General features: G+C 55.4%; 12 protein-coding genes. 10 read left to right on the plus strand and 2 right to left on the minus strand.

The window, feature by feature from the left end; all coding sequences use genetic code 11:
- From B2J69_RS22315 to rpoC, 9 genes are all read left to right on the plus strand, one after another.
- Window positions 1-567: EF-Tu C-terminal domain-related protein (locus tag B2J69_RS22315; RefSeq protein ID WP_269087971.1), on the plus strand; the 567-nt coding region annotated here is incomplete at its 5' end.
- Window positions 568-794: 227 nt separating this feature from the next.
- Window positions 795-1,178, plus strand: coding sequence for a preprotein translocase subunit SecE (gene secE / locus B2J69_RS22320; protein WP_033755817.1), 384 nt, complete (start codon window positions 795-797; stop codon window positions 1,176-1,178).
- A 1-nt stretch (window position 1,179) separates the two neighbouring features.
- A complete protein-coding gene (gene nusG, locus B2J69_RS22325) occupies window positions 1,180-1,725 on the plus strand; it encodes a transcription termination/antitermination protein NusG (RefSeq protein WP_012439920.1) in 546 nt (181 codons plus the stop codon).
- Window positions 1,726-1,872: 147 nt separating this feature from the next.
- Entirely contained in the window at window positions 1,873-2,301 is a 429-nt protein-coding gene (gene rplK, locus B2J69_RS22330) for a 50S ribosomal protein L11 (RefSeq protein ID WP_008108393.1), read from the plus strand.
- A 3-nt stretch (window positions 2,302-2,304) separates the two neighbouring features.
- Window positions 2,305-3,009: a 50S ribosomal protein L1 gene (gene rplA / locus B2J69_RS22335; RefSeq protein WP_081142490.1), complete on the plus strand. Its 705-nt coding sequence runs from the start codon at window positions 2,305-2,307 to the stop codon at window positions 3,007-3,009.
- A 351-nt stretch (window positions 3,010-3,360) separates the two neighbouring features.
- Window positions 3,361-3,858 (plus strand): 50S ribosomal protein L10, encoded by a 498-nt coding sequence (rplJ, locus tag B2J69_RS22340; RefSeq protein WP_003848098.1) that lies wholly within the window; start codon window positions 3,361-3,363, stop codon window positions 3,856-3,858.
- Window positions 3,859-3,921: 63 nt separating this feature from the next.
- On the plus strand, window positions 3,922-4,284 hold the full coding sequence (gene rplL, locus B2J69_RS22345; RefSeq protein WP_033755825.1) for a 50S ribosomal protein L7/L12: 363 nt from the start codon (window positions 3,922-3,924) through the stop codon (window positions 4,282-4,284).
- Between the two features lie 328 nt (window positions 4,285-4,612).
- Window positions 4,613-8,641 carry a DNA-directed RNA polymerase subunit beta gene (rpoB, locus tag B2J69_RS22350; RefSeq protein ID WP_081142492.1) on the plus strand — a complete coding sequence of 1,343 codons (4,029 nt, stop codon included), beginning with the start codon at window positions 4,613-4,615 and terminating at the stop codon, window positions 8,639-8,641.
- A gap of 79 nt (window positions 8,642-8,720) precedes the next feature.
- Window positions 8,721-12,944, plus strand: coding sequence for a DNA-directed RNA polymerase subunit beta' (rpoC, locus tag B2J69_RS22355; protein ID WP_081142494.1), 4,224 nt, complete (start codon window positions 8,721-8,723; stop codon window positions 12,942-12,944).
- 65 nt (window positions 12,945-13,009) lie between these two features.
- Here the strand turns inward: rpoC and B2J69_RS22360 are convergent, their stop codons facing one another.
- Window positions 13,010-13,309, minus strand: a complete 300-nt coding sequence (locus B2J69_RS22360; RefSeq protein WP_081142496.1) for a hypothetical protein — start codon at window positions 13,307-13,309, stop codon at window positions 13,010-13,012.
- Between the two features lie 85 nt (window positions 13,310-13,394).
- On the opposite strand from B2J69_RS22360, the gene B2J69_RS22365 reads away from it, so the two are divergent.
- Window positions 13,395-14,339 (plus strand): LysR family transcriptional regulator, encoded by a 945-nt coding sequence (locus tag B2J69_RS22365; RefSeq protein WP_081142498.1) that lies wholly within the window; start codon window positions 13,395-13,397, stop codon window positions 14,337-14,339.
- A 72-nt stretch (window positions 14,340-14,411) separates the two neighbouring features.
- Here B2J69_RS22365 and B2J69_RS22370 read toward each other — a convergent pair whose 3' ends face one another.
- Complete coding sequence (locus B2J69_RS22370) at window positions 14,412-14,603, minus strand: DUF1127 domain-containing protein (RefSeq protein WP_081142500.1); 192 nt, start codon at window positions 14,601-14,603, stop codon at window positions 14,412-14,414.
- Window positions 14,604-14,758 lie beyond the last annotated feature (155 nt).

Consider the following 14,758-nt stretch of genomic DNA (forward strand, 5'->3'; position numbering starts at 1 on the left):
ATCGACCTGCCGTTCCTGCTGCCGATCGAAGACGTATTCTCAATCTCTGGCCGTGGTACCGTTGTAACCGGTCGTGTTGAGCGCGGCATCGTGAAAGTCGGCGACGAAGTTGAAATCGTGGGCATCAAAGACACCGCGAAATCAACCTGTACCGGCGTTGAAATGTTCCGCAAACTGCTGGATCAGGGTCAGGCTGGTGAGAACGTCGGCGTTCTGCTGCGTGGTATCAAGCGTGAAGAGATCGAGCGTGGCCAGGTTCTGGCTAAGCCGGGCTCAATCAAGCCGCACACCACTTTCGTGTCAGAAGTCTACGTTCTGTCCAAAGAAGAAGGCGGTCGTCACACTCCGTTCTTCAAAGGCTACCGTCCGCAGTTCTACTTCCGTACTACTGACGTGACTGGCAACATCGAACTGCCGGAAGGCGTTGAGATGGTAATGCCGGGCGACAACATCAAAATGACCGTTACTCTGATCCATCCGATCGCGATGGACCAGGGTCTGCGCTTCGCAATCCGCGAAGGCGGCCGTACCGTTGGCGCGGGCGTTGTTGCTGAAGTTATCGCTTAATTACGATAATATTTGACGCAATGCATACGAAGAGGGCATCATTTGATGCCCTTTTTGCACGCTGTTATATAGAACCTGGCTCATCAGTGATTTTCGATCATAATCATTGCTGAGACAGGCTCTGTTGCGCGGCGTAGGATGCCGAGTTACGCCCAAAAGCTCATTCGGTTTGGATGCCTCGCCTTGCGGGGCAAAATAGTTTCTGAATTATTGTGGCAGGTTGGTTTATGAGTGCGAATACCGAAGCTCAAGGGAGCGGGCGCGGCCTGGAAGCGATAAAGTGGCTGGCTGTGGTTGCGTTGCTGCTGGTAGCCATCGTAGGCAATTATATTTATCGCGATGTGACGCTGCCTTTACGCGCGCTGGCTGTCGTGGTGCTGATTGCGGCTGCAGGCGGCATTGCGCTGTTGACAGTCAAAGGCAAAGCAACCGTGGCTTTTGCACGTGAAGCACGCACTGAAATGCGTAAGGTCATTTGGCCGACTCGCCAGGAAACGCTGCACACCACGTTAATCGTTGCCGCGGTGACCGCCGTGATGTCACTGATTTTGTGGGGGCTGGATGGTATTCTGGTCCGTCTGGTATCGTTTATCACTGGCCTGAGGTTCTGAGATGTCTGAAGCTCCAAAAAAACGCTGGTACGTCGTGCAGGCGTTTTCCGGCTTTGAAGGCCGCGTAGCACAGTCGCTGCGCGAGCACATCAAATTGCACAACATGGAAGAGCTGTTCGGCGACGTCATGGTTCCCACTGAAGAAGTGGTCGAGATCCGCGGCGGTCAGCGTCGTAAAAGTGAACGCAAATTCTTCCCTGGCTACGTGCTGGTACAGATGGTGATGAATGACGCCAGCTGGCACCTCGTGCGCAGCGTGCCGCGCGTGATGGGTTTCATCGGCGGCACCTCCGATCGTCCTGCGCCGATCAGCGACAAAGAAGTGGATGCGATTATGAACCGCCTGCAGCAGGTGGGTGATAAGCCGCGTCCGAAAACGCTGTTCGAACCGGGCGAAATGGTGCGCGTCAACGACGGCCCGTTCGCCGACTTCAACGGCGTGGTGGAAGAGGTGGATTACGAAAAAAGCCGCCTGAAAGTCTCTGTTTCAATCTTTGGCCGCGCAACGCCGGTCGAACTGGACTTTGGACAGGTGGAGAAAGGTTAATCACCTTGCTCACATTCTGGCTCTTGCAGAAGGCGCGAAATTTAACTATAATTTCGCGCCTTTTGTTTTTATGCGCTGTTAACAGCGTGTGAACTGTTATCACGGGGAGCCTGTTTTTCAGGCGCTATACCCAACTGAGGAATAATCATGGCCAAGAAAGTACAAGCCTACGTCAAGCTGCAGGTTGCAGCAGGTATGGCTAACCCGAGCCCACCGGTAGGTCCGGCTCTGGGTCAGCAGGGCGTTAACATCATGGAATTCTGTAAAGCGTTCAACGCCAAAACGGAATCCCTGGAGAAGGGTCTGCCGACTCCGGTTGTTATCACCGTATACAGCGACCGTTCTTTCACCTTCGTTACCAAAACTCCGCCGGCCGCCGTTCTGCTGAAAAAAGCAGCGGGCATCAAGTCTGGTTCTGGTAAGCCGAACAAAGATAAAGTCGGTAAAGTAACTCGTGCTCAGGTACGTGAAATCGCAGAAACCAAAGCTGCGGACATGACTGGTTCTGACGTAGAAGCGATGACTCGCTCTATCGAAGGTACCGCTCGTTCCATGGGCCTGGTAGTAGAGGACTAAGAAATGGCTAAGCTGACCAAGCGCATGCGCGTGATCCGTGACAAAGTTGATGCGACCAAACAGTACGACGTCACTGAAGCTGTTGCTCTGCTGAAAGAACTGGCTACCGCTAAGTTTGTAGAGAGCGTGGACGTTGCCGTTAACCTCGGCATCGACGCACGTAAATCTGACCAGAACGTTCGTGGTGCGACCGTTCTGCCGCACGGTACTGGCCGTTCAGTACGCGTTGCCGTCTTTACCCAGGGCGCAAACGCCGAAGCTGCTAAAGCAGCTGGCGCTGAGCTGGTAGGTATGGAAGATCTGGCTGACCAGATCAAAAAAGGCGAAATGAACTTTGACGTTGTTATTGCTTCTCCGGATGCAATGCGCGTTGTTGGCCAGTTGGGCCAGGTTCTGGGTCCGCGCGGCCTGATGCCAAACCCGAAAGTCGGTACTGTAACCCCGAACGTTGCTGAAGCGGTTAAAAACGCCAAAGCGGGTCAGGTTCGTTACCGTAACGACAAGAACGGCATCATCCACACTACCATCGGTAAAGTGGACTTCGACGCCGACAAGCTGAAAGAAAACCTGGAATCTCTGCTGGTTGCGCTGAAAAAAGCGAAACCTGCTCAGGCGAAAGGCGTTTTCATCAAGAAAATCAGCCTGTCTACCACCATGGGCGCTGGCGTTGCCATCGACCAGTCTGGTCTGAACGCAGCAGCAAACTAATTTGCTGCTTGAAACGGGCGAAAAATTCACCTAGAATCTTACGCCCGTTGTTCTGGTAAACAGCGCACAGAATTTATATCCCGCGGTGACCCGCGCGTTTGCTTCGGCAGCGCAACGGCAACGGCGGGGTAGGTTGGAGCCAGGCCTTTCCTGGCCTCCGTCCAAGACCGCAGGCGCGGCACATCTTAGGATGAGACGCTTAATCCCCTGCGTAGACGGTGACAGAACCAAAAAGAATTTTTCTTAACTGGATTCTGCTCACCGTGTTTTAGCGCTTACCTTCCTGCGGGTCGGTAAGTGAAGTGAGTTCCGGGGAAATCCTTCCCTGGTCAAATCCAGGAGCAAAAGCTAATGGCATTAAATCTTCAAGACAAACAAGCGATTGTTGCTGAAGTCAGCGAAGTAGCCAAAGGCGCGCTGTCAGCGGTTGTTGCGGATTCCCGTGGCGTTACCGTTGATAAAATGACCGAACTGCGTAAAGCAGGTCGTGAAGCTGGCGTTTACATGCGTGTTGTTCGTAACACCCTGCTGCGCCGCGTCGTTGAAGGTACTCAGTTCGAGTGCCTGAAAGACACGTTTGTTGGTCCGACCCTGATTGCATATTCTATGGAACACCCGGGCGCTGCTGCTCGTCTGTTCAAAGATTTCGCGAAAGCGAATGCAAAATTTGAGGTCAAAGCTGCAGCCTTTGAAGGTGAGCTGATCACGGCGGCTAATATTGACCGTCTGGCAACTCTGCCGACCTACGAAGAAGCACTGGCACGTCTGATGTCGACCATGAAAGAAGCCGCTGCTGGCAAACTGGTCCGCACTCTGGCTGCTGTACGCGACGCAAAAGAAGCTGCTTAAGGCCCACTCTTTTCTTTCGCACTTTAACGTATAAACTTTTTCTGATTCTTAGGAACAATTGTTATGTCTATCACTAAAGACCAAATTCTGGAAGCTGTTGCAGCTATGTCCGTAATGGAAGTAGTTGAGCTGGTTTCTGCAATGGAAGAAAAATTCGGCGTTTCTGCTGCTGCTGCTGTAGCTGTTGCTGCTGGCCCGGCTGAAGCTGTTGAAGAGAAAACTGAATTCGACGTAGTTCTGAAATCTGCTGGCGCGAACAAAGTTGCAGTAATCAAAGCCGTTCGTAGCGCAACTGGTCTGGGCCTGAAAGAAGCCAAAGACCTGGTTGAAGCAACTGGCGTGATCAAAGAAGGCATCAGCAAAGACGACGCAGCTGCACTTGAAGCTGCTCTGAAAGAAGCTGGCGCTGACGTTGAAGTTAAGTAAGACAACCTTTTGGTTGCAGTCTGAGTAAAATCAGGCTGATGGCTGGTGGCTTTTTGGTCACCAGCCTTTTTGCGCTCAAGAGCCTTGATGGGGTTTCGCACTGTTTGTCCATCGCTGCTCTTCAATATCTTTTTCTATCGACGCCTTAATATACTGCTTTCCTGCGCGGGTTCCCTGCCCATGCTAAGGCAATGAAATGATTTAAGAGTGATAGAAAGATGTATTGCATGTGGCCTCCGCGCCGCATGAATCAAACAAAATAGTGTTGCATGAACTGTCCTTCAGGACGGACAGCGTGGGTCGACTTGTCAGCTAGCTGAGGAACCCTATGGTTTACTCCTATACCGAGAAAAAACGTATTCGTAAGGATTTTGGTAAACGTCCGCAAGTACTGGACATACCTTATCTCCTTTCTATCCAGCTTGACTCGTTTCAGAAATTTATCGAGCAAGATCCGGAAGGTCAGTATGGTCTGGAAGCAGCCTTCCGTTCCGTATTCCCTATCCAGAGTTACAGCGGTAACTCCGAGCTGCAATACGTCAGCTATCGTCTGGGCGAACCCGTCTTTGACGTGAAAGAGTGTCAGATTCGTGGCGTGACGTTCTCCGCACCGCTGCGCGTCAAACTGCGTCTGGTGATCTACGAGCGCGAAGCGCCGGAAGGCACCGTTAAAGACATTAAAGAACAAGAAGTCTACATGGGCGAAATTCCGCTCATGACGGACAACGGTACCTTTGTTATCAACGGTACTGAGCGCGTTATCGTTTCTCAGCTGCATCGTAGTCCTGGCGTCTTCTTCGACAGCGATAAGGGTAAAACCCACTCATCGGGTAAAGTGCTGTATAACGCACGTATCATCCCTTATCGCGGTTCATGGCTGGACTTCGAGTTCGACCCGAAAGACAACCTGTTCGTCCGTATCGACCGTCGTCGTAAGCTGCCGGCCAGTATCATTCTGCGCGCGCTGAACTACACCTCTGAGCAGATCCTCGATCTGTTCTTCGAAAAAGTGGTGTTTGAGATCCGCGATAACAAGCTGCAGATGGAACTGGTGCCTGAGCGCCTGCGCGGCGAAACCGCCTCTTTCGACATCGAAGCCAACGGCAACGTTTACGTCGAGAAGGGCCGTCGCATCACTGCGCGCCACATTCGTCAGCTGGAAAAAGACGGCATTCAGCATATCGAAGTGCCGGTTGAGTACATCGCGGGCAAAGTGGTCGCAAAAGATTATATCGACGAGAGCACCGGCGAACTGATCGTTCCGGCGAACATGGAACTTTCCATGGATCTGCTGGCCAAGCTGAGCCAGTCTGGTCACAAGCGTATCGAAACGCTGTTCACCAACGATCTGGATCACGGCCCGTACATCTCCGAGACCCTGCGCGTCGACCCAACCAACGATCGCCTGAGCGCGCTGGTTGAGATCTACCGCATGATGCGTCCTGGCGAGCCGCCGACGCGTGAAGCCGCTGAGAACCTGTTCGAGAACCTGTTCTTCTCTGAAGATCGCTACGATCTGTCGGCTGTTGGCCGCATGAAGTTCAACCGTTCGCTGCTGCGCGATGAGATCGAAGGTTCAGGTATCCTGAGCAAAGAAGACATCATCGAAGTGATGAAGAAGCTGATCGATATCCGTAACGGTAAAGGCGAAGTGGACGATATCGACCACCTCGGCAACCGTCGTATCCGTTCAGTGGGCGAAATGGCGGAAAACCAGTTCCGCGTTGGCCTGGTTCGCGTAGAGCGTGCGGTGAAAGAGCGTCTGTCCTTGGGCGACCTCGACACGCTGATGCCGCAGGACATGATCAACGCCAAGCCGATTTCGGCGGCGGTGAAAGAGTTCTTCGGCTCCAGCCAGCTCTCTCAGTTTATGGATCAGAACAACCCGCTGTCAGAGATTACGCATAAACGTCGTATCTCTGCACTCGGCCCAGGCGGTCTGACGCGTGAGCGCGCCGGCTTCGAAGTTCGAGACGTACACCCGACTCACTACGGTCGCGTCTGTCCAATCGAAACCCCTGAAGGTCCGAACATCGGTCTGATCAACTCGCTGTCTGTCTATGCGCAGACCAACGAGTACGGTTTCCTGGAAACCCCGTATCGTCGCGTTATCGACGGTGTGGTTTCTGACGAGATCCATTACCTCTCTGCGATTGAAGAGGGTAACTACGTTATCGCTCAGGCGAACGCCCAGCTGGATGAAGAAGGTCACTTCGTTGATGACCTTGTCACCTGCCGTAGCAAAGGCGAATCGAGCCTGTTCAGCCGCGATCAGGTTGACTACATGGACGTTTCCACCCAGCAGGTGGTTTCTGTCGGTGCGTCGCTGATCCCGTTCCTGGAGCACGATGATGCTAACCGCGCCCTGATGGGTGCGAACATGCAACGTCAGGCTGTACCAACTCTGCGCGCTGACAAGCCGCTGGTAGGTACCGGTATGGAGCGCGCGGTAGCGGTTGACTCCGGCGTTACCGCCGTAGCGAAACGTGGCGGTACCGTTCAGTACGTTGATGCCTCTCGTATCGTTATCAAAGTTAACGAAGATGAGATGTATCCGGGCGAAGCGGGTATCGACATCTACAACCTGACTAAGTACACCCGTTCTAACCAGAACACCTGCATCAACCAGATGCCGTGTGTGTCACTGGGCGAGCCGGTCGAGCGCGGCGACGTGCTGGCTGACGGTCCGTCTACTGACCTGGGCGAACTGGCGCTTGGCCAGAACATGCGCGTCGCGTTCATGCCGTGGAACGGCTACAACTTCGAAGACTCCATCCTCGTGTCCGAGCGTGTGGTTCAGGAAGACCGTTTCACCACCATCCACATTCAGGAACTGGCGTGCGTGTCTCGTGACACCAAGCTGGGGCCAGAAGAGATCACCGCTGACATCCCGAACGTGGGTGAAGCTGCGCTCTCTAAACTGGATGAGTCCGGCATCGTCTACATCGGCGCGGAAGTGACCGGTGGCGACATTCTGGTCGGTAAAGTGACGCCGAAAGGTGAAACCCAGCTGACGCCGGAAGAGAAACTGCTGCGCGCCATCTTCGGTGAAAAAGCGTCCGACGTGAAAGACTCGTCGCTGCGCGTGCCGAACGGCGTCTCCGGTACGGTTATCGACGTACAGGTCTTTACCCGCGATGGCGTGGAAAAAGACAAGCGTGCGCTGGAAATCGAAGAGATGCAGCTGAAGCAGGCGAAGAAAGACCTGTCTGAAGAACTGCAGATCCTCGAAGCAGGCCTGTTCAGCCGTATTCAGGCGGTGCTGATCTCCGGCGGCGTTGAAGCCGACAAGCTGGACAAGCTGCCGCGCGAGCGCTGGCTGGAGCTGGGCCTGACCGACGAAGAGAAGCAGAACGCGCTGGAGCAGCTGGCTGAGCAGTACGACGAACTGAAGCACGAGTTTGAGAAAAAACTCGAAGCCAAGCGTCGTAAGATCACCCAGGGCGACGACCTCGCGCCGGGCGTGCTGAAAATCGTCAAAGTCTATCTGGCCGTTAAGCGTCAGATTCAGCCTGGCGACAAGATGGCAGGCCGTCACGGTAACAAAGGTGTTATCTCCAAGATCAACCCGATCGAAGATATGCCTTACGACGAGAACGGCACGCCGGTCGACATCGTACTGAACCCGCTGGGCGTACCGTCGCGTATGAACATCGGTCAGATCCTGGAAACGCATCTGGGTATGGCGGCAAAAGGCATCGGCGACAAGATCAACGCCATGCTGAAGCGTCAGGAAGAAGTCGCGAAGCTGCGCGAATTCATCCAGCGTGCCTACGATCTGGGCGCGGACGTGCGTCAGCGTGTCGACCTCAACACCTTCTCTGATGATGAAGTGTTGCGTCTGGCTGAGAACCTGAAAAAAGGTATGCCGATCGCTACGCCAGTGTTTGACGGCGCGAAAGAGAGCGAAATCAAAGAGCTGCTGCAGCTGGGCGATTTGCCTTCTTCTGGCCAGATCACCCTGTTTGACGGCCGTACCGGCGAGCAGTTCGAGCGCCAGGTTACTGTTGGCTACATGTACATGCTGAAACTGAACCACCTGGTTGATGACAAGATGCATGCGCGTTCCACCGGTTCTTACAGCCTGGTCACGCAGCAGCCGCTGGGTGGTAAAGCACAGTTCGGTGGTCAGCGCTTCGGTGAGATGGAAGTGTGGGCGCTGGAAGCATACGGCGCGGCATACACCCTGCAGGAAATGCTTACCGTTAAGTCTGATGACGTGAACGGTCGTACGAAGATGTATAAAAACATCGTCGACGGCAACCATCAGATGGAACCGGGCATGCCGGAATCCTTCAACGTACTGTTGAAAGAGATTCGCTCGCTGGGTATCAACATCGAGCTGGAAGACGAGTAAGCACTCGCAAGTACTGGTTATGGGGCGCGCAGTTTCGGCTGCGTGCCCCTGAGAGTTCCACTCCGACGGGAGCTAATCCGTGAAAGACTTACTTAAGTTTCTGAAAGCGCAAACTAAGACCGAAGAGTTTGATGCGATCAAAATTGCGCTGGCCTCGCCAGACATGATCCGTTCATGGTCGTTCGGTGAAGTGAAAAAGCCGGAAACCATTAACTACCGTACCTTCAAGCCAGAGCGTGACGGTCTTTTCTGCGCCCGTATTTTCGGACCGGTAAAAGATTACGAATGCCTGTGCGGCAAGTACAAGCGCCTGAAACACCGCGGCGTGATCTGTGAGAAGTGCGGCGTCGAAGTGACCCAGACCAAAGTGCGTCGTGAGCGCATGGGCCACATCGAACTCGCTTCTCCGACCGCGCACATCTGGTTCCTGAAGTCGCTGCCGTCCCGTATCGGCCTGCTGCTGGATATGCCGCTGCGCGATATCGAACGCGTGCTCTACTTTGAATCTTACGTTGTGGTCGAAGGTGGCATGACCAACCTCGAAAAACGTCAGATTCTGACTGAAGAGCAGTACCTTGACGCGCTGGAAGAGTTCGGTGACGAATTCGACGCGAAAATGGGCGCCGAAGCGATTCAGGCACTGCTGAAAAACATGGATCTGGAGCAAGAGTGCGAGCAGCTGCGTGAAGAGCTGAACGAAACCAACTCCGAGACCAAACGCAAAAAGCTGACCAAGCGCATCAAGCTGCTGGAAGCGTTCGTGCAGTCTGGCAACAAGCCAGAGTGGATGATCCTGACCGTGCTGCCGGTGCTGCCGCCGGACCTGCGTCCGCTGGTTCCGCTGGACGGCGGTCGTTTCGCTACGTCGGATCTGAACGATCTTTATCGTCGCGTGATCAACCGTAACAACCGTCTGAAGCGCCTGCTGGATCTGGCTGCGCCGGACATCATCGTACGCAACGAAAAACGTATGCTGCAGGAAGCGGTCGACGCCCTGCTGGATAACGGTCGTCGCGGTCGTGCGATCACCGGTTCTAACAAGCGTCCGCTGAAATCTTTGGCCGATATGATCAAAGGTAAGCAGGGTCGTTTCCGTCAGAACCTGCTCGGTAAGCGCGTTGACTACTCTGGTCGTTCTGTTATCACCGTAGGTCCATACCTGCGTCTGCATCAGTGCGGTCTGCCGAAGAAAATGGCACTGGAGCTGTTCAAACCGTTCATCTACGGCAAGCTGGAGCTGCGTGGCCTCGCCACCACCATCAAAGCCGCGAAGAAAATGGTTGAGCGCGAAGAAGCGGTGGTCTGGGATATCCTGGACGAAGTGATCCGTGAGCACCCGGTTCTGCTGAACCGTGCGCCGACGCTGCACCGTCTGGGTATCCAGGCGTTTGAACCGGTTCTGATCGAAGGTAAAGCGATCCAGCTGCACCCGCTGGTGTGTGCGGCCTATAACGCCGACTTCGATGGTGACCAGATGGCTGTTCACGTACCGCTGACGCTGGAAGCCCAGCTGGAAGCGCGTGCGCTGATGATGTCCACCAACAACATTCTGTCTCCGGCGAACGGCGAGCCAATCATCGTTCCGTCTCAGGACGTTGTTCTGGGTCTGTACTACATGACCCGCGACAAAGTGAATGCGCGCGGCGAAGGCATGGTGCTGACCGGTCCGAAAGAAGCTGAGCGTGTTTACCGCGCTGGCCTGGCCGAGCTGCATGCGCGCGTTAAAGTGCGTATCACCGAGTACAGCAAAAACGAGCAGGAAGAGTTCGTTGCGAAAACCAGCCTGATCGACACCACCATTGGTCGTGCGATCTTGTGGATGATCGTGCCGAAAGGTCTGCCTTACTCCATCGTCAACCAGGCGCTGGGTAAGAAAGCGATCTCCAAAATGCTGAACACCTGTTACCGCATTCTGGGCCTGAAGCCGACCGTTATCTTTGCTGACCAGACCATGTACACCGGTTTCGCCTATGCGGCGCGCTCTGGTGCGTCTGTTGGTATCGACGACATGGTGATCCCGGCGAAGAAAGTGGAAATCATCACCGAAGCGGAAGCGGAAGTGGCTGAGATCCAGGAGCAGTTCCAGTCTGGTCTGGTTACCGCAGGCGAGCGTTACAACAAAGTCATCGATATCTGGGCTGCGGCGAACGAGCGCGTAGCGAAGGCGATGATGGAAAACCTCTCGACGGAAACCGTGATTAACCGTGACGGCGAAGAAGAGAAACAGGTTTCCTTTAACAGCATCTTTATGATGGCCGACTCCGGTGCGCGTGGTTCTGCGGCGCAGATCCGTCAGCTGGCAGGTATGCGTGGTCTGATGGCGAAGCCGGACGGCTCCATCATCGAGACGCCGATTACCGCGAACTTCCGTGAAGGTCTGAACGTACTCCAGTACTTCATCTCGACCCACGGTGCGCGTAAAGGTCTGGCGGATACCGCACTGAAAACCGCGAACTCCGGTTATCTGACGCGTCGTCTGGTTGACGTTGCGCAGGATCTGGTAGTTACCGAAGACGACTGCGGCACCTTCGAAGGCATCATGATGACGCCGGTTATCGAAGGCGGCGACGTTAAAGAGCCGCTGCGCGAGCGCGTGCTGGGCCGTGTGACGGCCGAAGACGTGCTGAAGCCGGGCACCGCTGACATCCTGGTTCCGCGTAATACACTGCTGGATGAGCACTGGTGTGATGTGGTCGAAGAGAACTCTGTCGACACCATCAAGGTTCGCTCTGTTGTAAGCTGTGAAACCGATTTTGGTGTGTGTGCGCACTGCTATGGTCGCGACCTGGCACGTGGTCACATCATCAACAAAGGTGAAGCGATCGGTGTTATCGCGGCACAGTCCATCGGTGAGCCGGGTACCCAGCTGACCATGCGTACGTTCCACATCGGTGGTGCGGCATCGCGTGCGGCGGCTGAATCCAGCATTCAGGTGAAGAACAAAGGTACTATCAAACTGACCAACGCCAAGTCGGTAACCAACTCCGCTGGCAAACTGGTTATTACCTCGCGTAACGTCGAACTGAAAATGATCGATGAGTTTGGCCGTACCAAAGAGAGCTATAAAGTCCCTTACGGCGCGACTATGGCGAAAGGCGACGGCGAACAGGTTGCAGCGGGCGAAACCGTGGCGAACTGGGATCCGCACACCATGCCGGTTATCACCGAAGTGAGCGGCTTCATTCGCTTTACTGACATGATCGATGGCCAGACCATCACGCGTCAGACTGACGAACTGACCGGTCTCTCTTCGCTGGTGGTGCTGGATACCGCTGAGCGTACCGCAGGTGGTAAAGATCTGCGTCCGGCGCTGAAAATTGTCGATGCACAGGGCGAAGATGTACTGATCCCGGGCACCGATATGCCGGCACAGTACTTCCTGCCGGGCAAAGCGATCGTTCAGCTGGAAGACGGGAAGAAGATCAGCTCCGGTGACACCCTGGCGCGTGTGCCTCAGGAATCTGGCGGTACCAAGGATATTACCGGTGGTCTGCCGCGCGTTGCCGACCTGTTCGAAGCGCGTCGTCCGAAAGAGCCAGCTATCCTGGCGGAGATCAGCGGCATCATCTCCTTCGGTAAAGAGACCAAAGGCAAACGTCGTCTGGTGATCACGCCGGTTGATGGTAGCGAGCCGTACGAAGAGATGATCCCGAAATGGCGTCAGCTCAACGTATTTGAAGGCGAGCGCGTAGAACGTGGTGACGTGGTTTCCGACGGTCCGGAATCTCCGCACGACATTCTGCGTCTGCGTGGCGTCCATGCTGTGACCCGTTACATCACCAACGAAGTGCAGGAAGTTTACCGCCTGCAGGGCGTTAAGATTAACGATAAGCACATCGAAGTCATCGTTCGCCAGATGCTGCGTAAAGCAACCATCATGAGCGCGGGAAGCACCGACTTCCTGGAAGGTGAGCAGGCAGAAGTCTCTCGCATCAAGATCTCTAACCGCGATCTGGAAGCGAACGGCAAAATCGGCGCGACCTACATGCGCGATCTGCTGGGTATCACCAAAGCGTCACTGGCAACCGAATCGTTCATCTCGGCAGCCTCGTTCCAGGAGACCACGCGTGTCCTGACCGAAGCCGCTGTGGCAGGCAAGCGCGACGAACTGCGCGGCCTGAAAGAGAACGTGATCGTGGGTCGTCTGATCCCGGCCGGTACCGGTTACGCTTACCATCAGGATCGTATGCGTCGCCGTCAGGCGGGTGAAGCGCCGGTTGCTCCGCAGGTGACTGCGGATGAAGCCTCCGCCAGCCTGGCTGAACTGCTGAACGCCGGTCTTGGCGGCAGCGATAACGACTAAGCGCTCTTCGCGTAATAAAAAACCCTGCTTCGGCAGGGTTTTTTTTGGCTGCAATACCGTGCGGTTTATGCCGCCGTGGGCGCAAACAACACCTCGAAGCTGTGCATCGGGCCCATTTCAACTATTTGTACCGAGAGCAAATCGGCCTCGACCATCGGAAGACGCGCAACCAACGTTTCCAGCTCGTCACGGGCAGAGGTTTCGTAGATAACGCTGACAATCAGCGGGCTGGGTGAAAAATAGATCTCCCGTAGCGCGCCAGCTTTATAGTCATTCCATACCGCCTGCATTTCTGCCACCGCATAAGGCCTGAACTCAGCCGGATCGCGACCGGCAACGGGTGTGAGTAGCACTAAAAATTTCATATCATGATCTCCTTTAAGAGGCTCAACGTTATCAGCCGTCGCCAGGCGCTTGTAGGCTGCCGCGCAGCAAGGAGATATTGACCAGATGGCAACACCGCTTTTTTCATCCAGCCTGACGCAGCTGCTCTGGTTCGCGCGTATCGTTGAAGCCGGATCCTTTGCCGAAGCCGCGCGTCGCGCCGGTACGACCACCTCGGCCGTCTCTAAAGCGTTAAGCCGCTTCGAGGGCCAGCACGGCGTGCGGCTGCTGCACCGCACCACGCACGCGCTGTCGCTGACGGAAGAGGGCGAGAGAATGCTGACGCTGGCGCGTGGACTGCTGGAAGAGGTGAATCAGGTTGAGAACGCGCTGAGCGGCATCGAGGATGAGAGCGCCAGCGGCCGGGTGCGCATCTCCGTGCCGTCCTCTTTTGGACGCGCCTGCATCATGCCTGCGCTGCCCGCCTTTCTTGCCGCGCATCCTGAGATCGCACTGGAAATGCACTTTAGCGACGCAATGGTGGATTTAGCAGGCGGCGGCTTTGATTTCGCGCTCCGTTCCGGCCCGCTGGAAGCCTGGCCGGGTCATTCCGCGCGCAGGCTCTTTAGTTTTCCCTGGGTCGCCTGCGCGACGCCCGGCTATCTCGAGCAGCACGGCGAGCCGTCTACGCCCTTCGAACTCAGCGCGCATAGCCAGATAGGTTTCTGGAATCTCAATAAAGGGCGGGCGGACGCCTGGCGTTTTAGTTCGCCTGAGGATGGCAGATCGGTGCGCTGGGAGCCCGCCTCGCGCTACTTGTTCGACGATGGTCAGGCGGCCTGGCAGATGGTACGGGCGGGTTGCGGCATAGGCTGGGCGCCTTACTGGCTTGGCGCGCCCGATTTCGCCAGCGGCGCGGTGGTCGAGATACTAAAAGCCTGGCGAACCGAGAGAATGAATATGTGGGTGCTGCGTCTCGAGCGCCGCCTGACGCCGCGCCGCACGCAGAAGGTTATCGATTTCTTAACCGGGCTTCTCTCGCCCTACGACGCCGCTGTCTGGCCTGGCTGAATAAGGCAGCGGGCAGGTTTTTCTGCCCGCTGTGGCGGACGCTTAGCCCATGCGGTCTGACGCGCTTCGGCGTTACCATCGTTCGTTTTCAATATCGCTGCGCGTCAGTCCGATATCTTTGAGCTGCGCATCGTTCAGATGCGACAGGATTTGACGCGTCTTACGCCGCTGGTGGATCGCTTTGATGCCGTGCGCAATGGCGCGCAGCAGATGCCATGGCGTGACCGCGAAAGGTTTGGCCGCACAGTTTTCTTCATATCCCATTTTCCTGACCCTCGTCTATGAACCAGGGAGTAGTGTCCGCCGACGCGGAAAAAGGATACAGACGCAAAAATCGACTTTCTTTAACATACAGATTGCCGCAGAGACCATCTGAATGGTAAAAAAAACGCTTGTCTGTACTGTTTTTCACCGCTGCT

The organism is Pantoea latae (assembly GCF_002077695.1).
Classification (GTDB): domain Bacteria; phylum Pseudomonadota; class Gammaproteobacteria; order Enterobacterales; family Enterobacteriaceae; genus Pantoea; species Pantoea latae.

Coding starts and splice junctions, on each gene's coding strand:
- rplA (WP_081142490.1), top strand. CDS start 2,305: ATGGCTAAGCTGACCAAGCGCATGCGCGTGATCCGTGACAAAGTTGAT.
- rplK (WP_008108393.1), top strand. CDS start 1,873: ATGGCCAAGAAAGTACAAGCCTACGTCAAGCTGCAGGTTGCAGCAGGT.
- secE (WP_033755817.1), top strand. CDS start 795: ATGAGTGCGAATACCGAAGCTCAAGGGAGCGGGCGCGGCCTGGAAGCG.
- B2J69_RS22370 (WP_081142500.1), bottom strand. CDS start 14,603: ATGGGATATGAAGAAAACTGTGCGGCCAAACCTTTCGCGGTCACGCCA.
- nusG (WP_012439920.1), top strand. CDS start 1,180: ATGTCTGAAGCTCCAAAAAAACGCTGGTACGTCGTGCAGGCGTTTTCC.
- rplJ (WP_003848098.1), top strand. CDS start 3,361: ATGGCATTAAATCTTCAAGACAAACAAGCGATTGTTGCTGAAGTCAGC.
- B2J69_RS22365 (WP_081142498.1), top strand. CDS start 13,395: ATGGCAACACCGCTTTTTTCATCCAGCCTGACGCAGCTGCTCTGGTTC.
- rpoB (WP_081142492.1), top strand. CDS start 4,613: ATGGTTTACTCCTATACCGAGAAAAAACGTATTCGTAAGGATTTTGGT.
- rplL (WP_033755825.1), top strand. CDS start 3,922: ATGTCTATCACTAAAGACCAAATTCTGGAAGCTGTTGCAGCTATGTCC.
- B2J69_RS22360 (WP_081142496.1), bottom strand. CDS start 13,309: ATGAAATTTTTAGTGCTACTCACACCCGTTGCCGGTCGCGATCCGGCT.